We start from the raw sequence: 22,651 nt of genomic DNA, 5'->3' as shown, positions 1-22,651 counted from the left end.
CCGCGCGGTTGTCCCGTGTCGGGGCCGCCCCACGCGCCAATCGTGCACGGCGTTGGGCTGCGGCGCCTCACGGGATTCCGCAAAGAGCTTTTCCGGAACCCACCTTAGCGTTTTGAGCCGACAACAAGTGTCTGCGGTCACAATCCGGACCGTGAGCGGCCGGTGATTCGCGCCGAACGGTGCTGAAGGCTTTCGCTTGGCTCCCAAGGCGGGGAATATTACGGCGCGGCGTGCCTGCCTCCGCGCCGATGCCAACTAGTGGACTGTCAGATGCGTGGCATAGGCTGAAGAGGTCTCGAGACGCGAGAACTTGCCGCCCGGTCCGGCCCGGAAATTACTGGGTGCAGCCTTGGGCGGCGGCGTCCGGAACACCGCCGTACTAAGGAGATTTGCACATGAACCAGACGAGCCAAGGTCCGAAATACGGTGCACTCGCGCCCGGGTCGGCCCCCGAAGCAGCAGCTGGATCCGGGGCGCCAGAGCCCGGCAGCGTGACCTCCCCGAAGTACCAGGCCGTGCTGGGTCCGTTCACTATCCGGGACCTGACCGTTTTCGGCTCCACCTTGGTGATGTTTGTGGGGTCCCTCCTGCCGATGTTTGGCGGGCGCTATAACTTGTGGAACCTCGACAACCTTTTCTTCCTGGCACTCGGGATCATTCTTCCCCTCGTCGTTACCGCCTTGTTCGTTGCCCGGCGCCTGCAGCCGGGGAACATCGTGAGGATCGGTTCCCTTTCGACCGACCAGTTCGCTTCCGTCGTGGCGTCGTTCGCCCTGACCCTGTTCTTCCTGTCCGCAGCAGGCGCGTTTACCGTCTTCGTGCTCGTCGGACTTATCGGCTCAGTAGGTCTTCTGGCCGCGACGGTCCTGGCTCCCCACTTGCCGTTCCTCCGCGACGATTTCCAGGACCGTGCAGAACAGCCAGCTCACGTTGTGGCCCGGGAATCGACCGTTCCAACCCGCAAGCCTGCGGTGCCGAAGCCGGTCAAGCCCAAGCCGGAGCCTGCCAGCCCGGCACCGGCCAGCTTGGCAGCAGAGGAGATCCCCGCCGCTGCCGCGCCGGCACCCGCAGCACCTGCCGCAGCCGCGCCTGTCGCTGCCCCGGAAACGGCCGCTGCGGCCACCAACGAACCTGTCCCTGAACCCGCAGCCACCGAAGCCGCAGCCGTCGCGCCTGCCGGGCCGGCCGCCGTCGTACCCGCCGAGGCTGCAGTTGCCGACCGCGGGCGGGAGGTGCACGCGCCGACGCCCGAGGAGCCCAAGCACCTGCCTACTGCCACCATGGCTACGCCCATCGTCGGCGGTCCGCACGCAGGCTCGGGACCGGCCACCCAGCACATCGGCACGGTCGATCAGCCCCGGGTTCACGAGCCCATCGGCGCCACCGTCGATCCAGCCACGCGAACGGACGAATCCGGCCACGCCTCCGGGTACGAGGCATTCTGGTTCGCCGTGGCCCATCCCCGCGTCGTTGTCGACGAGCACACCGGCATGCCCGCCTTCACCATCGAACCGGGCGCGTGGGTCCTGGCCCTCGAAGACCGCGGCGCGGAATTCCTCGTGCAGGATACTGACGGCAGTGTGGGCGTCCTGCGCGATCTCAGCCACATCGAACGCGGCTAGCCTGGCCCGCCGTGGACACCGTCGTCGAAACCCCGCTGGCTTTGAAGCGGCGTGCGCGCAAGATCAACAAGGCGCTTGCTGAGCTCTATCCCTACGCCCACGCTGAGCTTGATTTCCGGAACCCGTTCGAGTTGGTCGTGGCCACGGTGCTGTCCGCCCAGACCACCGATGTGCTGGTCAACCAGGTCACCAAGATCCTGTTCGCGCGCTATCCGGATGCCCGGAGCATGGCCGAGGCCGAGCTTGCCGAGCTGGAGGCGATCCTGCAGCCCACCGGCTTCTTCCGTGCCAAGGCGAAGAACGTCCTGGCGCTCAGCACGCGTTTGGTGGACGAGTTCGACGGCGAGGTTCCCGGCCGGCTGGAAGACCTGGTGACACTGCCCGGCGTCGGGCGCAAAACGGCGAATGTGGTGCTTGGCAACGCGTTCGGCGTCCCGGGAATCACCGTAGACACGCATTTTGGCAGGCTCGCGCGCAGGTTTGGCTGGACGACGTCCGAGGACCCGGTGAAGATCGAGTTCGATGTCGCCGAGCTGTTCGAGCCCAAGGACTGGACCATGCTGTCCCACCGCGTTGTTTTCCACGGCCGCAGGGTTTGCCACGCGCGCAGGCCGGCGTGCGGAGCGTGTGCAGTGGCCAACTGGTGCCCGAGTTACGGTGAAGGCGAAAAGGATCCCGTCAAAGCAGCCAAGTTGCTCAAATACGAACTGGCGCCCGGCAACGAAGCGCTTCTCGAAAAATTGCTTGCCGAGACCCACCGCGCGGCGGAGATTCGCATGGAATCGCAAAGGAGGCCGGCATGACGGCGCTCGAGGATCTCGTCAGCCTCATCACCAGGATCGATTCGGGCCTCCATCCCGGCCCTGATCCACGGATTGCCGCTGCAACCGTCGATCCGGACAAGGCACGGAAAGCGGCCGTGCTCATGCTCTTCGGCGTCTTGGACGACGTCCCCGCCCAATCCGGGAAACCAGTGGCCCCCGCGGACTTGGACGTCTTGCTGCTGGAGCGCGCCCACACCCTGGACGACCATCCCGGGCAGGTGGCGTTCCCCGGCGGCAGCATCGATCCCGGGGATGAGTCCGCCGTCGCGGCAGCCCTCCGGGAAGCGGTGGAGGAGACAGGCCTGGACAGCGGTGGCGTCCAGGTGCTGGGTGTCATGCCGGAACTCGGCCTGATCCGCAGCAATTTTGTGGTCACGCCGGTCTTGGCGTGGTGGGCGTCGCCGTCGCCCGTGAGGGTGGTGGACTACGCCGAATCCGCCCAGGTGTTCCGCGTACCGGTGCGTGATCTCCTGGATCCCGACAATCGATACACCGGGACGCTCACGCGGCTCGGCCGGACTTTCTCGAGCCCGGTCTTCCAAGTCAACGGGCTCGTGGTCTGGGGTTTCACCGGGATGGTGCTCAGCGGTTTGTTCGACGCTTTGGGCTGGACGGTTCCGTGGGACACGGAGCGCGTGCTTGAGATCGAGATCTAGCCTCTAGCAATGTGCCTTGCGCAGGCAGGCCGCTGGCCCGCCACTGGCTCCGGCTATGCCGCGCGCCGGACGGTTTTTGAGCGATCCACGACGATGCCCGTGGCGGCATTTTCGCGCACGGCGTTGATGCCGTCCACTACGGCTTTCAGGTGTTTGAACCGTGGCGATTCCGCCACCAAGGTTCCATCGGCGGCCGTCAACCGAAACCGGTAGCCGTCTTCGCCGTCTTTGAGAATTTCGAATCGTCCAGCCATTTTGCTGTTCCCCCTTGGATACTGCCCGCACAGTGACTTGCGCAGTGAGTGCGTCTTTGCACTGTGGCGCCCCTCACGTCGAACGCCACAAGACGAGACTATCGAGAAGGAAGGGGCGTGCTGAAGTTACTTTGGGGTACATTACTTGCCCGGGTCATGCCGGGTTCGTTTCCGCCATATGACTCGCTTTCGAGGCCGCCGGCGGTTATGGTTCCGGGCTTCAAAAGATCAGTGCGCGCCGTGGTGCCGGCACCGGATATTCGGCGATTGCCATCCGGAACTCTTCCTCCGCGCTGAGTCGCCGCCGGACCTCCATCGATTCCAGCCTCTGGGCATCTTCCGCGTCGACGCCGGGGTTTTTCGCCAGTTCCCTGATCCATTCGCCGGCCACGACAGCGTCATGTTGCTCACCCAACAACCGCTGCAGGGCGATCGCCGGTTGGATCACGCCCGAAGCGTGATGGCTGAAGGCGTCCGCAACTGCCTCCACTGAGTAGCGGAGGCACTTGACGTCTTTGCGCGCCTGGTGGAGTGCGGCGTTACGGACCTCCGGGTCGTTGCTGCCTGCCTGCTCCGCGAGGCTGTGCTGCAACCGCTCCCACCGGCCTTGGAGGCGCTCCGCGAGGTCCGCCGTCGGGTGCTTGTAATCCCTTGCGGTGGGCACTTCCAACAGGGCTGCCCTTGCGGCCCGCACCGTGCGTTTGCTGCGCTTGTGCCCACCCAGGGCAGCGGCCAGCCGGGCGCTGGACGCTTCCAGTTCCTCCACGGCCTGGCGCACGGTCCCGGGGTTTTTCCACGAGTCCTTGGTGTCCAGGGACAGCCGTATCCTTTGCGCCAGGACATAAGCGTCCCTGGACTCGCCGAGCGAAGTTGCGAGCCAACTGACTTCCTCGCGGGCGGTCCGGGGGAGTTTGGGAATCATGCCGCGATAACAGCTAAGCACTGAACGGAGCCGGCGAAGGGCGAGCCTGGCGTTGTGTACGGCTTCCGGATCGGCCGCTGCAACCAGCGGCAATTGTCCTTCCAGAGCGGTCAGTTGGAAGGCGATGTATGCAGCCAGCGGTGTGTGGCCTTTGTGTCCCACGGGGCAATCGTCCTCTGCTGTCGGGCGCGGGGCAATAGCGCCGATTACTTCGCTTTGTCGTAAGAATCGACGACGGCGACGCTCACCGGAAATTCCACCGGAACCCGCCCGAACAGCAGTTCCTTCGCTGCGGCTGCGGCCTCTTCGATGGCCTTGATGCACGCTTCCACCGACTCTGCAGGCGCGTGGACCATGACTTCGTCGTGCAGGAAGAACACGAGTTCCCCGGCAGGCAGGCCGTCGGCACGCGCGGTGCGCAACCGCCGTCGAAGTTCGGCAAGCCAGCACGACGCCCAGTCCGCCGCGGAACCCTGCACCACGAAGTTCCGCGTGAAACGGCCCCGCGAGCGGGCGATGCTGTCCGCACGCCGCTGTTCTTCCGCCGTCGTGGATTGTTGGCTGCGGATCCAGCGTTCCGACGGCGGCGGGCTGCTGCGCCCCAACCTTGAGGTCACGGTGCGGCCGCCTTCGCCGTCGCGGGCTGCCTGTTCCACGAAGCCGACTGCCCGGGGATAGGTCCGGGTCAACTGTGGCATGAGGCGCCCGGATTCGCCCGTGGTGGCACCGTAAATTGCGCCCAGCAGGGCGATCTTGGCCTTCGAACGGTCGCCGCCGAAACCCTGCGCGGCGATACCGGCGTACAAGTCCTTGTCCCGGGCAGCCTCGGCCATCTTCGAATCCTGCGCGAGCGCCACCAGAACCCGGGGTTCGAGCTGGGAGGCGTCCGCGACGATCAATTTGTGCCCCGGGTCGGCATGCACCGCGCCCCGGATCTGGCGGGGGATCTGCAACGCCCCGCCTCCCCTGGACGCCCAACGACCGGAAACCACGCCCCCCACCACGTACTCGGGGCGGAACCGCCCGTCGCTCACCCACGCGTCCAGCCACGACCAGCCGTTGGCAGCGAACAAACGGGAGAGCTTCTTGTACTCCAGCAGTGGCTCGATGGCAGGATGCTTCGATTCCTTGAGTTCCCACTGGCGGGTGGTTTTTACTTCGATCCCGTTCCGATGGAGTGCACGCATGAGGTCCTGGGGTGAATCCGGATTCAGCTTCGGAGAGTGGAGAATCCCGCGAAGCTCGTTGCAGAGAGCTTCGAGCCTGGCCGGCCGATGGCCGGCGGGTGGGCGGGGACCCAAGTGGCCTTCCAGGATTTCTTCGTGCAGCGTCTCCTGCCACGGCACACCCGTGAACTGCATTTCGGCGGCGATCATGGCACCGGCGGATTCCGCAGCCAGCAGCAGTTTCAGTCGGTGCTGCCGGCCTTCTTCCTTGGAAGCCTGGCCGAGCGCATGTTGCTGGGCCGCGAATTCGGCCCGGATCTCGTCCAGACTTGGCTGGGTGCTGCGCGGGACCAAGTCGTCGAACAGCGCGTCCTGCTCGGCGGGCGGCGGGGGAGGCTGGAGGACCCGCGGCGGAACCGGCATTTCGTCGTCTTGCGTGAGCTTTTCCGCGCTGCGGGCATAGTCCGTGTGGGCCGTGAACTCAGAATGCACCAGAATGGCGCGGCAGAGTGTGAGGTCGTGGCAACGCTCCAGTTCCACCCCGGCCTGGAGCATCGCTGGATACCAATCCTGCGTCCGGTTCCAGACCCAGCGCGGACGGCTCTTCTCCAACCCGCTGACGACGACGGCGAGATCCGCCTTTCGTACCGCGCGCGGCTCCGCCACGGCTACTCCGGCAGCGTTGATTTCCTGAATGGCTGCGCCGTCTGGATGGGCGGCGAGCAGCAGGTACATGCTGACAATTCTGCCCTGTGATTCCGTGGAACCTTGCACTTTGCGGACAGTTGCCGTCCGCAAGCTTGTGGCCTGGTGCAGTGTTTGGGGGCGATGCTGTCCGGGGCGATGCAGTCCGCGGGCGCCGGGTCCGGGGCGATGCAGTCCGAACGCGGACCCGTCCCCCACAGGGGTCGTTGTGGCTGCTTTGTCCACATACGCCGATACGGGCCTTCAATGCCCGCGGTGAAACGGAAAGAGTGGCTTCATGAGCGGGCAACATCTTGAGCGGAACCACAGACCCGGCGGAAGCCGGGCTGCCGCTGACGGCGCGCGCGGTTCGACGGTACTTCAACGTGGCCACCCCCTTCCCGGAAGATCCGGTCCACGGTCCGGGACGAAGCCAGATCGGGACTCCGGGGAGCCGTGGCTTCCCGCCAGTTCCGGCGATGTCCTTCTGGTGACGGGGAACGTCCGGCTACAAGCAGAAACCGAAAGGATCGCGGCCGCTGTCGGTGCCAGTCTCCGGACAACGATGGATCTATCGGCAGCCTTCCCCATGTGGGATACGGCGAGGATGGTGCTTCTTGGCAGCGATATCCGCGACCTTCCGCCCCGTCGTCGTGCACCTTCCGTCTTGCTGGGCCTCAACGGTGAAGGGGACTCGTTGTGGCATTTGGGAGCGGCCCTGGGGGCCGAACGTGTGGCCGTGTTGCCGGAAGCCGCAGCCTGGCTGGCGGAGCACCTCGGTAGCTCGGATGATCCAGACCCCGGAGGGTTGGTGCTCGGCGTGACAGGAGGATGCGGCGGTGCGGGTGCGTCCACGGCTGCGGTCTGGCTGGCGCAGGAAGCGGCCGTCCACGGAATCCGGACGCTGCTGGTTGATGGCGATTCGCGCGGAGGAGGCCTTGAGCTTTGCCTGGCAGCTGAAGATGCGCCAGGACTGCGCTGGCCCGATCTCGCCGATGCCAGCGGCAGCATCGGTACCGGGCAGCTAAGCGACTCATTGCCCATCGCCGGAGGATTCTCCTTCCTTTCCTGGCCGGGCAGCCGCGACCGCCCTCTGGACGTGGAGCCCGGGGCCGTCGCGGCCGTCCTTGATGCGGCGAGGCGGGGATATGAGCTGATCATTGTCGACATCGGCCGCGGAACGGAATCGCTTGGCAGCTTTGCCTGGGACTGCGACAGGATTCTTCTCCTGGCACCGGCCCAACTCCGCGCAGCCGTCGCCGCGGCCAGGCTTCTCCAGGAGCTGCCGCCGGTGGACACAGCCTTGGTGGTCCGTGGAAATGCCGGTGCTGCCCTGGACGGACCGCTCATAGCCGAGTCACTGGGACTGCCCCTTCATGGCTTGCTCCCCGAGCTCCGCGGCACCGCCGCGGCCGCTGAGCTCGGACGCCTTCTGGAATTCGGCAAGCGCAAGGCCGTGCGTCGCTTTGCGGAATCCGTACTTCAACTACTCGACGACGGCGCAGTATGAGTGCCCCTGGGTTTCCAAACGGCGAGCGCCGTCGCAACACGCGTCTCCTCGACGCCGCACTCCTTGAAAGCGTCCGGGAAACCGTCATGGCCGACGCCGGTCCAGTGACTCCGTCACGCGTGGCAGCGGCCGTCCATGCCACGGGCAGGCTACTCGGGACCGCGGGGGCGCTCGCCGCCGTCGAATCCATCAGCGCCGAACTGAGCGGACTTGGACCTCTCCAACAGCTCGCCCGCGATGCCTCAGTGACGGACATCTTCGTGAATGGCCCGGACTCGGTGTGGTTCGACCGCGGCAAGGGGCTGGAGCGGGCGCAGGTGCACTTCGACGGCGAACCTCAAATCCGTGCCTTGGCCTCCCGGCTCGTGGCGGCCGGTGGACGCCGTTTGGACGACAGCTCGCCGTGCGTCGATGTCCGCCTGGACGGCGGATACCGGGTGCACGCAGTGTTGCCTCCGATTTCCACTGCCGGAACTTTGTTGTCCGTTCGGATTCGGCGCGAGGAGGTTTTCTCGATCGACGAGTTGCGTGCGGGAGGCATGTTCGGGGCACCGGTCCAGCAGGTGCTGCAGGCAATGGTTGATCGCAGGCTGAGCTTCCTGATCAGTGGTGCCACCGGTTCCGGAAAGACCACATTGCTGTCCACGATGCTCGGCTTGAGCAGCCCACATGATCGGCTCGTCCTGATTGAGGACGCCTCGGAGCTGAACCCGGTGCACCCGCACGTGGTTTCCCTTGAGTCCAGGCACGGGAACCTTGAAGGCGGTGGCGCTCTCGATCTTGGCGAACTCGTTCGGCAAGCACTGCGGATGCGGCCGGACCGGTTGATCGTGGGTGAGTGCCGGGGCGCAGAAGTCCGTGAGCTGTTGACGGCACTCAATACCGGCCACACGGGTGGCGGTGGCACAATCCACGCGAACACCGCCTCCGCGGTCCCGGCCAGGCTGGTGGCGTTGGGTGCGCTCGCAGGCTTGAGCCGGGAAGCCGTTCAACTGCAGCTTTCAACGGCATTGGACGCAGTGGTCCACGTCGAGCGGACACCGGCCGGCAGAAGAGTTTCCTGCATTGGATTGTTGGCGGTGGGCGCGTCCGCCCCATCGATCGTGCCTGCCGTGGAAATGCGGGCGGGTGTTGCTGTCCCTGGTCCCGCTTGGGGGGACCTCGCAGATCGCCTTGAACTGGACCCTGGGCTCCTGCCCGGGCCCCTGCCCGGCTCGCAACGACCGATCTCGCGCCCGGATCACCTTGGAGCTGTCGCGTGAGCGGATTCCTCATTCTCGTCCTGGCGGCCGCTGCATGGGTTTTCTTCCAACCGTCCCGGCGACTTGGCAAACGGGTAGTGCGTGCCCTGCCTCGTGCTCCCTTGCATGGGGCTGGCGCTGGGGCGCGCGTGCCGGTGCGGCGCTCCCGCGCGGACGCATTGCCGCTCACGATACTCGTACAGCAGTTGGCCGCCCTCCTCCGGGGCGGCCGTTCGACGTCGCGCCTCTGGGAGGAACTCTGGATTGTGCATGGACCCAGGGATCACCGCATTCGTTCGGTCGACTCGGAGGACCGCAAAGTGCGAGCCAGGGCCCTGGCATTACCCAAGGTGTCGGATGGGTCTCTTCAGGTTCTCGCAGCGGCGCGGGCGGCATCGATGAACGGGGCCTCGGTCGCCGAAGCCATCAGATCGTCGGCAACGAAGAATCTTAGGGGCGGGAATCCCGTGGAACATCGAATCTGGGGAGAACTTGCCGCCTGCCTGGACGTCGCGGAGGCGACTGGTTGTCCATTAGCCGACGTGCTGACCAGATTCGCCGCCCAGCTTGAGGCCGAGGACGACGCCGGCGATGCCCGGCAGACTGCCTTGGCCGGCCCGAAAGCCACTGTGCGCCTTCTGACATGGCTGCCGGTGTTCGGCTTGGGGCTGGGCATGATGCTTGGGGTGGATCCGTTAGGGGTCCTGTTGGCCAACGGCTTGGGATTGGCGGCGCTCGCGGCCGGGGGTGTCCTGACTGTCACCGGCAGAATCTGGTCATCCCGGTTGGTGCACGTCGCGGCGGGCGTTGACTGATGGGCTCGGCATTCGCAGCCATCGCAGTGTCCCTCGTGCTGGTCTTTGCGGCAATTCTCGGGCTGGCCTATCAAGGACGAACCCGGCGGCGCTCAATCCTCCGGACACTTCGCGGCCCACTCGGAAGCAACGGCCCGATGAACAACACCAGCCGGGGCGAGGCGGCGGGCACTCTCCGGAATCCCGATGGGCAGGGAGGCTTGCGCAATGTGCCCATGATCCTTGAGTTGGTGGCCGCCATGCGCGACTCCGGGGCGGGCCTCGGACGGTCCCTTGAGTTGATCGCCGGATGCGCGTCCCCGCAGCTTAGCCGCTCCCTGAAGACGGTGGTTGCTGCCCTCGATATCGGAACGGACTGGGAGACGGCATGGCGGAGTGCGGGCCAGCAGTGCGCTGAAGCGCGCAAGCTCAAGGATGCGCTCGCCTTCGCCGCCCTGACCGGCGCACCATCCTCGGCGATCCTCTATGCCCAGGCAGCTCGACTGCGGCGTGAAAAGTTCAGGGTGGCGGAAAAGCGCGCTGCCGCGCTCGGAGTGAAACTCGTGATTCCGCTGGGTCTGTGTTCGTTGCCTGCCTTCATCTGTCTTGGTGTGGTCCCGGTGCTGTTGGCCATGCTTCCGCCCAGGGGATAGCTGGCGGCGGCCCCGCCCGGGGGGATTGCTGGCGGCCCCGCCAGGGGCGGCGCCCGAGTCCCTCGCAAGCCAGTTTCCCTCCACAGGAACGTTCAGAAGCGAGTTTTCCACTTAGGAGATTTGGGGCCTTTCGAAGCCCACATGCCAACGGAAGAGTCGAAGTAGAGCCGGCGGCCAAGCCGGCCCCGCAGAAAGGAACCGAAATGAACGCAACCGTCGATACCGCCCAGGCGCCGCAGGACGTCCATGCCCCCCGGGCTGCCCTGGCACTCGCCCAGGCATCTCCTCCTCGGCCGGAGGCCGAGGTCCTCGAATTGTTCCCGGGTTCGCAGGGAAGCAGGCCCGTTCGGCTGCCAACCCACCCGCATTCCACCGCCGAAGCATGCCGTGCGCGGCCGAGCGACGGTTCTGCCGTTCCGAAACGGTCGAAGGTGCGGCTCATGGGTTCCGAGCTTGGGATGGCGACGGCCGAATATGCCATCGCAACCCTTGCCGCCGTGGGCTTCGCCGGACTCTTGGTGGTCATCCTTCGCAGCGAGGAAGTACGTGGCTTCCTCCTCAACCTCATTCGTAGCGCGCTCTCCCTGCCATGACACCGCGGTGGGGTTCAAAGCGCCGTGCCGGGAATTCGATCCGTCAGTTGGCATTGGTTTGGGGGCTCGCCGTAAAGCTAGCCCGGGCGGCTGGCGTTATGCGGCAGCGGACTCCTTCGATCAGACGGCCTCCTTCGCCGGAGAAGCTAGATGGCACGCGCAAGCACCGTAGGCGAGATGCTTTCCTTGCGAGGGGCCGTGGCGCCGTCACCGCTGAATTCGCCGTGGCACTACCCTCTGTCCTGCTTCTTTTGGCCCTGCTTCTCGCGGGATCGGCCGCGGGGATTACACAGCTTCGCTTGGAAGAGGCGGCCAGGGCGGGTGCCAGGGCCCTCGCCCGGGGAGACGGCCATTCAACCGTCGACGGCATCGTTCGGATGCTGGCAGGCGATGCTGCCTCGGCCGTCATTGCCGAAGACGGCGAATGGATCAAGGTCACAGTCTCCGCCCGGGTCGTCGGCCCGTTGGGCTCCTTTGTCCCATGGAGGCTTTCGGCGACGGCATCGGCGAGGGGAGAGGCCCCGCAGTCGTCGGCGGCCACCGTTCCGTTCCTCGCTGCCCGGGACGGGGTTGTGGATTTCAGGGGTGCTGTGGCGATGGCAGGGCTCCAAACCGCTGTGGAAGACGTCGCGGCGTGAGGGCAGGTAGCGCCCGCGCCGGCGAAGGGGCTCCGGTTGCTGAAAACGGTTCGGGAACCATCCGCGCCAGCGGTGACGCTCGGGTTGCTGAAAACGGTTCTGGAACCATCCGCGCCGGCGATAGTTGCGGCGAGACTGCGCGCGGCGTGAGGGCAGGTAGCGCCCGCGTCGGCGACGGGGTTCGGGTTGCTGAAAACGGTTCTGGAACCATCCTGGCTGTTGCTCTGGGCCTCGTTGTCATGGCCTGCTTGGCGGCGGCGCTGACCCTGGCCCAAGCCATGGCGATGGCCCACCGCGCAGCGTCTGCCGCCGATCTCGCGGCGCTCGCAGGAGCCGACGCGGCCCGCGGCCTGACAACCGGAGATCCTTGTTTGCTCGCCAGCGAAACGGCCGCGCAGCATGGAGCTTCGTTGACGGCGTGCACGGTGGGCGTAGGCGGGATCGTGGAAGTCCGCACTGAGCTGGACCGCGGCGCAGTCTTCGGGACCGCGACCGGCAGAGCCCGGGCCGGTCCGCCGCCCTAGAACCGCCGCCCTAGAACCGCCGCCCTAGAACCGCCGCCCTAGAACAGCCGCCCTAGAACAGCCGCCCTAGAACAGCCGCCCTAAATCGTGCGCCTAGGACGCGTCGCGCAGCAGCACGTCGATCAGGGTGACCGCTGCGTCCTTGTCCAGCGGATTGTTCTTGTTGCCGCATTTGGGGGACTGGACGCAGGAAGGGCAGCCGGTGTCACACTCGCAGGCTTTGATGGCGTCCCTTGTGGCGGTCAACCACACTTTGGCTTTTTCGAAGCCGCGCTCGGCAAATCCGGCACCGCCTGGATGGCCGTCGTACACAAAGATCGTGGGAACTCCGGTGTCGGCGTGGAGCGCTGTTGAGACTCCACCAATATCCCAACGATCACTTGAAGCGACCAGCGGCAGAAGCCCGATGGCGGCATGCTCGGCGGCGTGAAGGGCACCCGGGAACTGGGCCTCGACAAGGCCTGCGCTAGTCAGCGAACGGTTGTGGACCACAAACCATACCGCCTTGGTGAAAAGATCCCTGGCCCCGAGTTCCAGCGGTTCTTCCCCCAAAACCTCGTTGGAAATCAGTGCCTTACGTTGGAAGGAGACTACCTGTGTTGTTACTTTCACTTCGCCGAAGTGAACCGCGATGTCCCCCCATTCCATGGTCCGGAGAGTCTGCAGGACCTCGATCTGCGTCACGTCCCGTGCCGTGGTGTAGTAGTCCGGGTTGGTTCGACGAACCACCACGCAATGGTCCTCTTCGTTCAGTTCCTCGACCAAGTAACTGTCGCCTTGGTGCACATAGATCGCACCCGTATGCGCCTGGTAGTGCGTTTGTGGCGAGTCCATGGTGCCTAACAGGGAGCCAGTCTCGGAGTCCACGATGCTTACGGGGCCGCCGCCATCTGCGCGAAGGTTTACCATGGCCGCGGCGCTCTCTGGATGGGTCCAGAACCAGCCCGCGGCCCGTTTCCGCAGGTACCCCTGTTGCACCAACTGATTCAGCAGGGATTCGGACGCCGGCCCGAACAGCTCAAGTTCAGCCACACCGATCGGGAGCTCGGCCGCTGCCGCGCACAGATGGGGGCCGAGCACGTAGGGGTTTCCGGGATCGAAGACGGTGGCCTCGACCGACACGTCAAAGATCGCCTCCGGATGGTTGACGAGGTATGTGTCCAAAGGATCATCGCTGGCCACGAAAGCGGCAATAGCGTTTTGGCCTGCCCGGCCGGCCCGTCCGATCTGTTGGAACAGGGAAGCCCTCGTCCCGGGCCAGCCGGCTACCAGCACGGCGTCCAGCCCGGAAATGTCGATACCCAATTCCAATGCCGACGTGCTGGACACCCCAAGCAGCTCACCGGAACGCAAAGCCCTTTCCAAAGCCCGTCTCTCCTCGGGGAGATAGCCGGAACGGTACGCAGCAACCCGCTGGGGCAGGCTGGGATCCACTTCGTCGAGGAGGCGCTTGGTGATAGACGAAATTGTTTCCGCGCCGCGCCTGGACTTGATGAAGGCGATGGTCCGCACACGGGAGGACACGAGGTTGGCCAGCAGGTCCGCGGTCTCGGCGACGGCGGTCCTGCGGGATTTTGCCCCGTTTTCGCCCTTCAGCTCGGTCAGGGCAGGTTCCCAGAATGCCACCGTCGTGGAGCCATGAGGTGAACAGTCCTCGGAAATTTCGCGGACGGGGGTGCCGATGAGCCGGGCGAAGGATGTGCCCGGGTCCGACGCAGTCGCCGACGCCGCAATGAACACCGGTTCAGGAAAGGAGGTGCCGGCACCGTAGTAGGCACAGATTCGCCGGAGCCTCCGCATGAGGTTGGCGACGTGGGACCCGAACACCCCGCGGTAGCTATGGGCCTCGTCCACGATGACATACCGCAGCCTGCGGAAGAAGCGGGCCCACCACGTGTGGTTGGGCAGGATCCCGAAGTGCAACATGTCGGGGTTTGCGAGGATGAAGTTGGCATGATCACGGATCCAGCGGCGCTGGGACTGCTCGGTGTCGCCGTCGTACGTTTCCGCCCGGACCGTGGGGAGCTTGAGCGCGCGGATCGCTGCCAACTGGTCGGCTGCAAGTGCCTTGGTGGGGGAGAGATACAGGGTGACGGCACCGTCGTCGTGGATCTTGCCCGGCTCAGACAGCACCCGCAACTCTGAACGATGGATGGCGTCGAGGGCAGGCAGCTGGTAGGCGAGCGACTTCCCGGAGGCGGTCCCGGTGGCAATGACGACGTTTTGGCCGGAGTGGGCGAGCTCGGCTGCTTCGATCTGATGCCGGTACGGTTCGTGGATGCCCAAAGCCCCGTATGCGGCAACCACATCGGGATGGGCCCAGCCCGGCCACGCCTCGTGGACAGCCTGGCGAGCTGGAATGGTGCGGACATGTCGCAACTGCTCCGGGTCCGGGCTCCTGCCCAGAAGGGAGATCATCGATTCAGTTGCGTTCACGTGAACATTCTGTCATTGCGCCGGAAACCGACCGGCGCCGAACCTCGGCTACGCCACAGACAGGTCAGTCTCGTCGACCGATTTGGTGGACATCATGAGCACCTGGCACACGTGCTTCCAGCCAAGGTGGGAGTAGAGATGCTGTCCGTCCAAGGAAGCGAGGAGCAGGCCGCTTTCAACATCGTATTGAAATGCCTGCGCGGCGAGGGCTTTCATGATGAAACTGCCCAGTCCCCGGCGCTGGTAGTTGGGCTCGGTGACGATTTTGTCGAACACCGCTGTCTGCTTGACTACGTATACCTGTCCGCTGGCCGCCACCTCTTCGCCGGCATGGACCACGGCGTAGTGGACGCCTTTGCTTTCGGAAGTGGTGAGCTTGAGGTCGTCATCCGAGAGCCACGGATCCTCGGCATCTTGCGTCCCCATGTCCACGATCATCATGGTCTGGGAATCGGAGGTGACGTTCAATCCGTTCTCGCGAGCCAATTGGGTGTAGCGTCCTGCGTCGTTCGTGAGGATCGTCAAAATGCGAGTGTCCGCCTGGGCGGTCTTGGCGGCCAGTTCGGCGAACTCGTCATCCGAGGGGTCGTAGGCAAAGTATTCCCAGTCGCCGGTTTTGTCTGCACGCAGGGCTGCCGGGAACCGGCCTTCCTTTCGCGTTTCGTAACTCCGGGACCCGGCCCAGCCAGCCACCCAGACGTCGAGCAGCTCAGCGATGTCTTCAACCAAGGCTTCGTGACTCATGTAGAGAGACTATGCCAGCGGTCTGGGAATCAACAGGGGCCGTCAGTAACAGCTCCATTAACACTTAGAGTGACCGAACGGCGGCCCGACTCATGGGTTTGGGGCCAGCAAGTACCCTTAAATACGTGGCTTTAAACAGAATTGTGCTCTTCTATGGCTTTACCCCGATCGCTGACCCGGACGCCGTGCGGCTCTGGCAGCGCGCCCTGTGCGAGAAGCTCGGCCTGACCGGGAGGATCCTTATTTCGCGGGACGGCATCAACGCCACAGTTGGTGGGGAACTGAACAACGTCAAGCAGTACGTGAAGACCACCAAGGAATACAAGGGCTTCCACGATATCGACTTCAAATGGTCCGAAGGCGGCGCCGACGACTTTCCGAGGCTCAGCGTCAAGGTTCGCGATGAGATCGTGTCCTTCGGCGCCCCCGGTGAACTGAAGGTGGACGAGAACGGCGTCGTCGGCGGTGGCACCCACCTTCAGCCCGAAGAGCTCCACGCACTGCTGGAGGAAAAGAAGGCTTCTGGGCAGGACGTGAAGTTCTTCGACGGACGGAACGCCTTCGAAGCCCAGATCGGCAAATTCAAGGACGCGATCGTTCCCGACGTCGCCACCACACACGACTTCATCAAGGAACTCGACTCGGGCAAATACGACGATCTCAAGGACCAGCCCGTAGTCACCTACTGCACAGGCGGAATCCGGTGCGAAGTCCTTTCCAGCCTGATGGTGAACCGCGGCTTCAAGGAGGTTTACCAACTCGACGGCGGGATTGTCCGCTACGGCGAGACCTACAAGGACCAGGGCCTGTGGGAAGGTTCCTTGTACGTTTTCGACAAGCGCATGCACATGGAATTCAGTGAGGATGCCAAGACCATTGGCCAATGCGTCCGCTGCCAGGCGCCCACCAACAAGTTTGAAAACTGCTCCAATTTGAGCTGCCGCAACCTCACGCTGTATTGCGCCGAATGTGCCTCGAGCCCGGAAACGCTGCGTTGCCCGGAAGGCTGCGCGGCCTAGCGCCGGTCATCAGATCCGGCTCACCCGGTACGCGAAGTTTGCCTGCGCATTTGCGGTGATCGTGATGCCCAGGACGGCGTCTGTCTCCAGTTGCAGGACCTTGACCCTCGTGGTGCCGCAGCGCAGCATTACCTCGATGAGGACTTCGCTCCCGTTCCGCACAGTGAATTCGGTGCTGCGGGTACCTCGGCACGCCAGAGTCACTGCATACGTTCCCCCAGGAAGCTGGGTGGTCTCTTCGTCGCGGGACTCTCCAGCGGACAGCAGGTCGAAGCTGCTGTAAAAGGACAGCCCGTTCACGTCTGGAAGCACGTCTTGCGCCCAAGCCTTCAGCGCATCGCCCGTGACGGTCTGTCCAAGGGCCGGGTCGCGGGTCAACACCGGATCCGTGATCACCGCCGACGGCGGACTGCTCGCCGCGGCACGGCCGTCCTCGTAGGTGTATTCGCACGAGGCCAAAGTGCCGCACGCGAGCACACCACAAAGCACGACGGCGGGAATCGCCGGCGGCGTCGTCGCAACCTTCAGGGCGCGTGCCCACCCCATGGTCCGACTCTACGCCCGGCCGCAGCCGGGAACGAAGCGGCAGTTAGGAAGCCGGTACCAGTTGGTATGCGTAGATCACGGGTGCATCGACGCTGCTTGTGCTGATGCTCAGTGGGCCGGCCGAGGGAATCTTGATGCGGGACGTTTCGCGGCTGCCATTGCACGCAGCCCCGGCCTCGGTGATCTGCGTGCCACCCGAGGAAACGTCGAAGAATGCCTTGCCGCCGCCGTCGCAGGCCACAGTCAGGGTGTAGCTTCCGGCAGCGACATTTGCGAAGTTCTTGACCAAGGGGTCACGGTTCGGGATTTTTCCTGAGTCCTCCAGGACCACCCCGGCAGCCGACGGCATGGTGGTCGCCTTCCACGCGGGGATGTCGGCGTTGGAGACAGATCCCCCGGAGGAGCACGCCGTCATCGCCAGGGTGGCAGCGCCAACGACCAAAAGAGCAGCGCGACGCCAAGTGGAGGGGTGAAATGCCATGATTCAACGCTACCTGCTCGAATGCCTCCCCGCCGACGCAGGCGATCACGCGGCCGCCCACCCACCAGCCCGAATAGACTTGCACAGTGACTGATCCCGCAATGCCCGCCATCTTTGGGACCGCCCCGAAAACCACCACCCTCGACGCTCCCCGCAGCGACCTTCCCGAGCTGCTCACGGCGCTCGCCGACGACCTGCGGAACGTTGGCTACACCGTGGACGGAGTGGCAGGACTTCTTGGGGAGTCCGCCCACGCGGCCCTCGCCCGGGATCAGCTCATCCCTGCACTCATCGCCACCGAACCGGCTGACTCCGCCGGAGACCCGGCGACGGACGGTGCGAAGGCCGCGCTCGCCGTCGTCGTGCGCTTGTGGCTTCTCGCTGTCCCGCAAACCGAAGACGACGTCGACGCCGCCCTGCCGCGCATCCGCACCTCGGGCCTGGTGGAACTTGGCTTGGTAGAGAAGAACGACGGCGGTGCTGTCGCGGCGAAGGTGGATTTGCGGCCGTACGGCTGGGAATGCGACTCCGGAGCAGACAACAGCGGGAGCGGCGGCGCGGAACTGTGGGTTTCCAGCGATCTCGCCGCCCACCAGCAGCCGGGCGTGCTCCGGCATGACCATGTGCTGGGCATCGGGCAGGCATCCACCACCCTTGTCCAGACCACCATCCGCCGGCACTCGAAACGCGCCCTTGACCTCGGGACGGGCTGTGGAATCCAGACTTTCCACCTCCTGCACCACAGCGAGCATGTCACCGCCACCGACATCTCCGAACGGGCCCTCGCGTTCACCCGCTTCAACCTGATGCTCAATGCCGAGGCCCTCCGCCTGGACCCGGCCGATCTCGAGTCCCGGGTGAGCCTGCGGCTGGGCTCGCTCCTGGAACCGGTCGCGGGTGAGACTTTCGATTTGGTGGTGTCCAATCCGCCTTTCGTCATTACCCCGCGCAGTGCTGGCGAGCATTCTTCGGATCAATTCACCTACCGCGACGGCGGCCTGCCCGGCGACGACATCGTGGCCAACCTCGTCCGAACCTTGCCCGACGTCCTGGCGCCCGGCGGCACGGCGCAGATGCTCGGCAACTGGGAAATCCCTGCAGGCAGCCGCTGGAGCGAACGGCCCGCGTCGTGGCTGGCAGGGTCCGGCACGGAGGCATGGTTCATCCAACGGGAACAGGTGAGTCCGGAGCTGTACGCGGAGACCTGGCTGCAGGACGCCTCCGAAGGCCGCGACCGTAAGCTCTACCGTGCTGCCTACGCGGCCTACCTGGAGGATTTCGCGTCCCGCAACGTGGACGCCATTGGCTTCGGAATGATCTGGCTGCGGCGGCCCGAAAGCCCGCGTCCGGGAGATGCGCCCGCCCGCTTCGAGGAAATCACGTACCCCATCGAGCAACCGATCGGCCCGCACCTCGCCGCCGCCGTCGAACGCGCCGATTGGCTCGATGCCCACGAGCTCTCCGAGGCCCACTTGGTGGTGGCCGAGGACGTGACAGAGGAGCGCCACCAGCGGCCCGGCGCCGAGCACCCCGGTGTCATCCTGTTGCGCCAAGGCGCAGGGTTGCGCCGGACGAATCTGCTGAGCACCGAGCTGGCCGGCTTCGTGTCGGCATGTGACGGCGAGTTGTCCGTCCGCCAGTTGATCGGTGCCTTGGCCGCCTTGTTGGGTGGAGGGGACGACTTCGACGACGACGCATTCCGCGCCGGGCTGCTCTCCGACGTCGGTAACCTGGTCCGCGACGGCTTCCTGCTTCCCGCGGCATAGGACATTTGCGGACGCACCGGCGGATAAACTGTTCCGGTGAATGAAGACAATGGGGGACCCACCGGGCTGGCATCTCCGAAGCGCCGGAAACGGCCCGAGAAAACGGTGGAGATCACCGACCCCAAAGCGATCCGTGCGCTTGCGCATGCCGCCCGGCTTGAGGTCATCTCAGAGCTGTATTCCACGCAGCTGAGCCGCACAGCCACGGAACTCGCCGCGCAGACAGGGCTCACGCCGAGCGCCATGAGCTACCACCTCAGGGCCCTCCAGAAATGGGGGATTGTGACTGCTGCGGACAACGAGGGCGATGCGCGCGAACGGCGTTGGAAGGCCGCTGGTTCGGACTTCACCATCAAATCCGGCGGCAACGCTCCGAGCCCGGAGATCGCCGTCGTCGAACTCGAACTGGACGCTTTCCGGCGTCGGGCGACTGCCTTCACCCGGGCCCGTGGTGAGCGGCGCCAGCGGGGCGAGGCCGCGAACGAGGCAGCCGCCATGGTGTTGTCCAGCGATCTGCTGTACTTGACTCCGGATCAGCGGACGGATCTCAAGGCCAAATTCCAGGAACTCATCAGGTCATATGAGCTCGAGGATCCCACGCGGATTCCCGAAGGAGCGGTGCGAATCGCTACGATGTGGTCGATGATTCCGGACGACCGGACGCCGGCTTCAAGCTAACCCAGAACACTGTTCCTCCACAGCACTTGTGCACATGGAAACGCACGATTCTGCAAAATATGGTGAACTAGGCCAATATGGGCACGAGCCCAAGCAATTCATTTTTCTGTAGGAGAACCGTGCCCAGCAAGGCAAAAACCGGCAAGAAACTCGTGATCGTGGAGTCTCCGGCCAAGAGCAAGACCATCGCCAAGTACCTGGGCGAGGGCTTCATTGTCGAGGCCTCGATCGGCCACATCCGCGACCTCCCGCAGCCCTCGGACCTCCCTGCAGAACTGAAGAAGACCTCGGTTGGCAAGTTCGCCGTCGACATCGAGAACGACTTCAAACCGTATTACGTGGTGTCTCCGGACAAGAAGAAAAAGGTCGCCGAGCTCAAGGCCCAGCTGAAAGACGCTGACGCGCTCTATCTCGCAACCGATGGGGACCGCGAGGGCGAGGCCATCGCGTGGCACCTCCTGGAGGTCCTGAAACCCAAGGTTCCCGTCTACCGCATGACCTTCGGTGAAATCACCAAGGAAGCCATCCACCGCGCCATGGACAACCTGCGCGACGTTGACAGCGCCCTCGTGGACGCCCAGGAAACGCGCCGCATCCTGGACCGCCTGTACGGTTACGAAATCTCCCCGGTGCTGTGGCGCAAGGTTGCCCGCGGCCTGTCCGCCGGACGCGTGCAGTCGGTCGTGACCCGCATGGTGGTCGACCGCGAACGCGAACGCATGGCATTCAAATCCGCATCGTACTGGGACCTGACCGGCCAGTTCGGTACCGGCTCCGCGACATTCAAGGCAAAGCTCGCTGCCGTCGACGGCGCGAAGGTAGCCAGCGGCCGCGACTTCAACGACGACGGCGTCCTCACCTCCGCGAACGCGGTGCACCTCAACGAGGAACTCGCGACGTCGTTGGCCGCCGGACTCGAGAACGCGGACTTCCGCGTCCGTTCCGTCGACACCAAACCGTACACCCGCCGTCCCGCGGCGCCGTTCACGACGTCGACCCTTCAACAGGAAGCCGGCCGCAAGCTGCGCTTCACCTCCAAGAGCACCATGCAGATCGCCCAGCGCCTGTATGAAAACGGCTACATCACTTATATGCGTACCGACTCGTCCGCCTTGAGCGACGAAGCCCTCACGGCGGCACGCCGCCAGGCCGCCGAGTTGTACGGTCCCGAGTACGTGCCGCAGTCTCCCCGGGTCTACGCCAACAAGGCTGCGAACGCGCAGGAAGCCCACGAAGCCATCCGCCCCGCGGGTGACTCTTTCCGCACCCCGGCCCAGGTTGCAAACCACCTGACTGGCGATGCTTTCCGGCTCTACGAACTCATCTGGAAGCGCACCATCGCCTCCCAGATGGGCGACGCCAAGGGCTCTACCGCCACCATCCGCCTCGGCGCAGTGGCTACCGATGGGCGCGACGCCGAATTCTCGGCCTCCGGCACGGTCATCACCTTCCCCGGCTTCCTCGCAGCCTATGAAGAAGGCAAGGACGAGAGCCGCGGCGACGACGACTCCGACGAAGCCCGGCGCCTTCCCAACGTGGCCAAGGACGATTCCCTCACGGCTTCGGACATCATTGCTATTGGCCACGAGACCTCGCCACCGCCGCGGTACACGGAAGCATCCCTGACGGCGGAGCTGGAAAAGCGCGGCATCGGCCGCCCGTCCACCTATGCGTCCACGATCTCCACCATCCAGGACCGCGGCTACGTCCGGAAGCAGGGGTCTGCGCTGGTTCCCAGCTGGATCGCCTTCTCCGTGATCCGCCTGCTGGAGCAGCACTTCACCGACTACGTGGACTACGAATTCACGGCAGACATGGAAGGCGACCTGGACAAGATCGCCAACGGCCAGGCTGTAGGGGCCGCTTGGCTCAAGCACTTCTACTATGGTGAAGACGCCGATCCCGGCCTGCTGAGCATCGTCAACAACCTTGGTGAAATCGATGCACGCGAGATCAACTCGGTGCCGATTGCCGAGGGCATCACGCTGCGCGTCGGGAAGTTCGGCCCGTACTTGGAAAGTTCGATCCCCACCGTCGACCCCAAGACCGGCGAAGTCGTGGAGTCGGCGCGTGCCAACGTCCCCGAGGACCTCGCTCCGGACGAGCTCACTGCGGCCAAGGCCGTGGAGCTCATGGAAACGGCTGCCCCCGAGGAACGCGTCCTGGGCGCGGACCCGCACACCGGACACACCGTGGTTGCCAAGAACGGCCGATACGGCGCCTACGTCACTGAGATCATCCCGGAGATAACCGAGGAGCAACTGGCAAACCAGCCCGTGGAGTACTACAAGAACGGCAAACCCAAGCCGCCGAAGAAGCCCGTCAAGGCAAAGCCGCGCACGGGTTCGCTCTTCAAGTCGATGTCCGTTGATTCGGTCACGCTCGACGAAGCCATTCAGCTCATGAGCCTGCCCCGCGTGCTCGGCGCGGACGCCGAAGGCAACCCCATCACGGTGCAGAACGGCCGTTTCGGGCCCTACCTGAAGAAGGGCACGGACTCGCGGTCCATCGGATCCGAGGAAGAGATCTTCACCATCACCCTGGAACAGGCGCTGGAGATCTACTCCCAGCCGAAGCAGCGTGGTGCGCGTGCTGCCGTACCGCCCCTGGCCGAGTTCGGTCCGGACCCTGTCTCGGAGAAGAACATCGTGGTGAAGGAAGGCCGTTTTGGCCCATACATCACCGACGGCGTCACCAACATCACCGTTCCGCGCGCCACGTCCTTGGAGGAGCTGACCCGGGAGCAGGCCATCGAACTGCTCGCCGAGAAGCGCGCCAAAGGCCCGGTCAAGCGGACCACTACGGCCCGCAAGGCGCCTGCGAAGAAGGCTGCGGCAAAGAAGTAGCTCGCGCCGAGATCGTGGGTGTGGGGGGGGGGGGGGGGGGGGGGGGGGGGGGGG

General features: G+C 64.9%; 22 protein-coding genes. 15 read left to right on the top strand and 7 right to left on the bottom strand.

Features of this window, described 5'->3' with window-relative positions:
• Positions 1–395 precede the first annotated feature (395 nt).
• From AC3WJU_RS13615 to AC3WJU_RS13605, 3 genes are read left to right on the top strand one after another with little or no spacing between them, the layout of a single operon-like run.
• The gene (locus AC3WJU_RS13615; protein ID WP_492260098.1) at positions 396–1,622 is read left to right on the top strand and encodes a hypothetical protein; all 1,227 of its coding nucleotides are present in this window, start codon (positions 396–398) and stop codon (positions 1,620–1,622) included.
• An 11-nt stretch (positions 1,623–1,633) separates the two neighbouring features.
• Positions 1,634–2,425, top strand: coding sequence for an endonuclease III (gene nth / locus AC3WJU_RS13610; RefSeq protein WP_306959252.1), 792 nt, complete (start codon positions 1,634–1,636; stop codon positions 2,423–2,425).
• Positions 2,422–3,102 (top strand): NUDIX hydrolase, encoded by a 681-nt coding sequence (locus AC3WJU_RS13605; RefSeq protein ID WP_059389496.1) that lies wholly within the window; start codon positions 2,422–2,424, stop codon positions 3,100–3,102. Before nth ends, AC3WJU_RS13605 begins: the two co-directional genes overlap by 4 nt.
• Before the next feature lie 53 nt (positions 3,103–3,155).
• Here AC3WJU_RS13605 and AC3WJU_RS13600 read toward each other — a convergent pair whose 3' ends face one another.
• From AC3WJU_RS13600 to AC3WJU_RS13590, 3 genes are all read right to left on the bottom strand, one after another.
• A complete protein-coding gene (locus AC3WJU_RS13600) occupies positions 3,156–3,356 on the bottom strand; it encodes a YegP family protein (protein ID WP_084784587.1) in 201 nt (66 codons plus the stop codon).
• Between the two features lie 220 nt (positions 3,357–3,576).
• Positions 3,577–4,440: a CHAD domain-containing protein gene (locus tag AC3WJU_RS13595; RefSeq protein WP_492260097.1), complete on the bottom strand. Its 864-nt coding sequence runs from the start codon at positions 4,438–4,440 to the stop codon at positions 3,577–3,579.
• Between the two features lie 44 nt (positions 4,441–4,484).
• Complete coding sequence (locus AC3WJU_RS13590; RefSeq protein WP_284990349.1) at positions 4,485–6,179, bottom strand: bifunctional 3'-5' exonuclease/DNA polymerase; 1,695 nt, start codon at positions 6,177–6,179, stop codon at positions 4,485–4,487.
• 263 nt (positions 6,180–6,442) lie between these two features.
• Here AC3WJU_RS13590 and AC3WJU_RS13585 point away from each other — a divergent pair, with 263 nt between their 5' ends.
• The 8 genes from AC3WJU_RS13585 (at position 6,443) to AC3WJU_RS13550 (ending at position 12,081) form a co-directional block, all read left to right on the top strand.
• On the top strand, positions 6,443–6,622 hold the full coding sequence (locus AC3WJU_RS13585; protein ID WP_284990373.1) for a hypothetical protein: 180 nt from the start codon (positions 6,443–6,445) through the stop codon (positions 6,620–6,622).
• Positions 6,619–7,638: a septum site-determining protein Ssd gene (gene ssd, locus AC3WJU_RS13580; protein WP_306959344.1), complete on the top strand. Its 1,020-nt coding sequence runs from the start codon at positions 6,619–6,621 to the stop codon at positions 7,636–7,638. The genes AC3WJU_RS13585 and ssd overlap by 4 nt, the downstream gene beginning before the upstream one ends.
• Positions 7,635–8,900 carry a TadA family conjugal transfer-associated ATPase gene (locus AC3WJU_RS13575; protein ID WP_492260096.1) on the top strand — a complete coding sequence of 422 codons (1,266 nt, stop codon included), beginning with the start codon at positions 7,635–7,637 and terminating at the stop codon, positions 8,898–8,900. Before ssd ends, AC3WJU_RS13575 begins: the two co-directional genes overlap by 4 nt.
• Entirely contained in the window at positions 8,897–9,694 is a 798-nt protein-coding gene (locus AC3WJU_RS13570) for a hypothetical protein (RefSeq protein WP_492260095.1), read from the top strand. The genes AC3WJU_RS13575 and AC3WJU_RS13570 overlap by 4 nt, the downstream gene beginning before the upstream one ends.
• On the top strand, positions 9,694–10,326 hold the full coding sequence (locus tag AC3WJU_RS13565) for a type II secretion system F family protein (RefSeq protein WP_492260094.1): 633 nt from the start codon (positions 9,694–9,696) through the stop codon (positions 10,324–10,326). Before AC3WJU_RS13570 ends, AC3WJU_RS13565 begins: the two co-directional genes overlap by 1 nt.
• Before the next feature lie 203 nt (positions 10,327–10,529).
• Positions 10,530–10,919: a DUF4244 domain-containing protein gene (locus tag AC3WJU_RS13560; protein WP_492260093.1), complete on the top strand. Its 390-nt coding sequence runs from the start codon at positions 10,530–10,532 to the stop codon at positions 10,917–10,919.
• A 119-nt stretch (positions 10,920–11,038) separates the two neighbouring features.
• A complete protein-coding gene (locus AC3WJU_RS13555) occupies positions 11,039–11,557 on the top strand; it encodes a TadE family type IV pilus minor pilin (protein ID WP_492260103.1) in 519 nt (172 codons plus the stop codon).
• Positions 11,554–12,081, top strand: coding sequence for an Rv3654c family TadE-like protein (locus AC3WJU_RS13550; protein ID WP_307054539.1), 528 nt, complete (start codon positions 11,554–11,556; stop codon positions 12,079–12,081). The genes AC3WJU_RS13555 and AC3WJU_RS13550 overlap by 4 nt, the downstream gene beginning before the upstream one ends.
• Positions 12,082–12,174: 93 nt before the next feature.
• Here the strand turns inward: AC3WJU_RS13550 and AC3WJU_RS13545 are convergent, their stop codons facing one another.
• Both AC3WJU_RS13545 and AC3WJU_RS13540 read right to left on the bottom strand, forming a co-directional pair.
• Entirely contained in the window at positions 12,175–14,499 is a 2,325-nt protein-coding gene (locus AC3WJU_RS13545; RefSeq protein WP_492260102.1) for a DEAD/DEAH box helicase, read from the bottom strand.
• A gap of 66 nt (positions 14,500–14,565) precedes the next feature.
• Positions 14,566–15,261: a GNAT family N-acetyltransferase gene (locus AC3WJU_RS13540; protein WP_059389501.1), complete on the bottom strand. Its 696-nt coding sequence runs from the start codon at positions 15,259–15,261 to the stop codon at positions 14,566–14,568.
• 125 nt (positions 15,262–15,386) lie between these two features.
• Here AC3WJU_RS13540 and trhO point away from each other — a divergent pair, with 125 nt between their 5' ends.
• A complete protein-coding gene (trhO, locus tag AC3WJU_RS13535; RefSeq protein WP_059389502.1) occupies positions 15,387–16,280 on the top strand; it encodes an oxygen-dependent tRNA uridine(34) hydroxylase TrhO in 894 nt (297 codons plus the stop codon).
• 9 nt (positions 16,281–16,289) lie between these two features.
• Here trhO and AC3WJU_RS13530 read toward each other — a convergent pair whose 3' ends face one another.
• A complete protein-coding gene (locus tag AC3WJU_RS13530) occupies positions 16,290–16,826 on the bottom strand; it encodes a DUF6023 family protein (RefSeq protein ID WP_284990355.1) in 537 nt (178 codons plus the stop codon).
• 43 nt (positions 16,827–16,869) lie between these two features.
• Positions 16,870–17,307 carry a DUF6023 family protein gene (locus tag AC3WJU_RS13525; protein WP_441433120.1) on the bottom strand — a complete coding sequence of 146 codons (438 nt, stop codon included), beginning with the start codon at positions 17,305–17,307 and terminating at the stop codon, positions 16,870–16,872.
• Positions 17,308–17,408: 101 nt separating this feature from the next.
• Between AC3WJU_RS13525 and AC3WJU_RS13520 the strand changes: the two genes are divergently transcribed.
• The 3 genes from AC3WJU_RS13520 (at position 17,409) to topA (ending at position 22,597) form a co-directional block, all read left to right on the top strand.
• Positions 17,409–19,073 (top strand): DUF7059 domain-containing protein, encoded by a 1,665-nt coding sequence (locus tag AC3WJU_RS13520; protein WP_306959343.1) that lies wholly within the window; start codon positions 17,409–17,411, stop codon positions 19,071–19,073.
• A 36-nt stretch (positions 19,074–19,109) separates the two neighbouring features.
• The gene (locus AC3WJU_RS13515; RefSeq protein ID WP_306959229.1) at positions 19,110–19,751 is read left to right on the top strand and encodes an ArsR/SmtB family transcription factor; all 642 of its coding nucleotides are present in this window, start codon (positions 19,110–19,112) and stop codon (positions 19,749–19,751) included.
• Positions 19,752–19,870: 119 nt separating this feature from the next.
• Positions 19,871–22,597, top strand: coding sequence for a type I DNA topoisomerase (gene topA / locus AC3WJU_RS13510; protein ID WP_306959227.1), 2,727 nt, complete (start codon positions 19,871–19,873; stop codon positions 22,595–22,597).
• The last annotated feature ends 54 nt before the right edge of the window (positions 22,598–22,651 follow it).

The sequence above is a fragment of the Arthrobacter sp. FW306-1B-F12A genome (assembly GCF_058781865.1).
The sequence above is the reverse complement of the archived record's forward strand: the minus strand, read 5'-3'. Positions and strand labels throughout refer to the sequence as shown.

Excerpts from the sequence above, each read along its gene's own strand:
- AC3WJU_RS13525 (WP_441433120.1), bottom strand. The coding sequence starts at position 17,307 with ATGGCATTTCACCCCTCCACTTGGCGTCGCGCTGCTCTTTTGGTCGTT.
- AC3WJU_RS13600 (WP_084784587.1), bottom strand. The coding sequence starts at position 3,356 with ATGGCTGGACGATTCGAAATTCTCAAAGACGGCGAAGACGGCTACCGG.
- AC3WJU_RS13560 (WP_492260093.1), top strand. The coding sequence starts at position 10,530 with ATGAACGCAACCGTCGATACCGCCCAGGCGCCGCAGGACGTCCATGCC.
- AC3WJU_RS13615 (WP_492260098.1), top strand. The coding sequence starts at position 396 with ATGAACCAGACGAGCCAAGGTCCGAAATACGGTGCACTCGCGCCCGGG.
- AC3WJU_RS13590 (WP_284990349.1), bottom strand. The coding sequence starts at position 6,179 with ATGTACCTGCTGCTCGCCGCCCATCCAGACGGCGCAGCCATTCAGGAA.
- AC3WJU_RS13530 (WP_284990355.1), bottom strand. The coding sequence starts at position 16,826 with ATGGGGTGGGCACGCGCCCTGAAGGTTGCGACGACGCCGCCGGCGATT.
- AC3WJU_RS13545 (WP_492260102.1), bottom strand. The coding sequence starts at position 14,499 with ATGATCTCCCTTCTGGGCAGGAGCCCGGACCCGGAGCAGTTGCGACAT.
- AC3WJU_RS13605 (WP_059389496.1), top strand. The coding sequence starts at position 2,422 with ATGACGGCGCTCGAGGATCTCGTCAGCCTCATCACCAGGATCGATTCG.
- AC3WJU_RS13565 (WP_492260094.1), top strand. The coding sequence starts at position 9,694 with ATGGGCTCGGCATTCGCAGCCATCGCAGTGTCCCTCGTGCTGGTCTTT.
- AC3WJU_RS13520 (WP_306959343.1), top strand. The coding sequence starts at position 17,409 with ATGCCCGCCATCTTTGGGACCGCCCCGAAAACCACCACCCTCGACGCT.
- AC3WJU_RS13575 (WP_492260096.1), top strand. The coding sequence starts at position 7,635 with ATGAGTGCCCCTGGGTTTCCAAACGGCGAGCGCCGTCGCAACACGCGT.
- AC3WJU_RS13540 (WP_059389501.1), bottom strand. The coding sequence starts at position 15,261 with ATGAGTCACGAAGCCTTGGTTGAAGACATCGCTGAGCTGCTCGACGTC.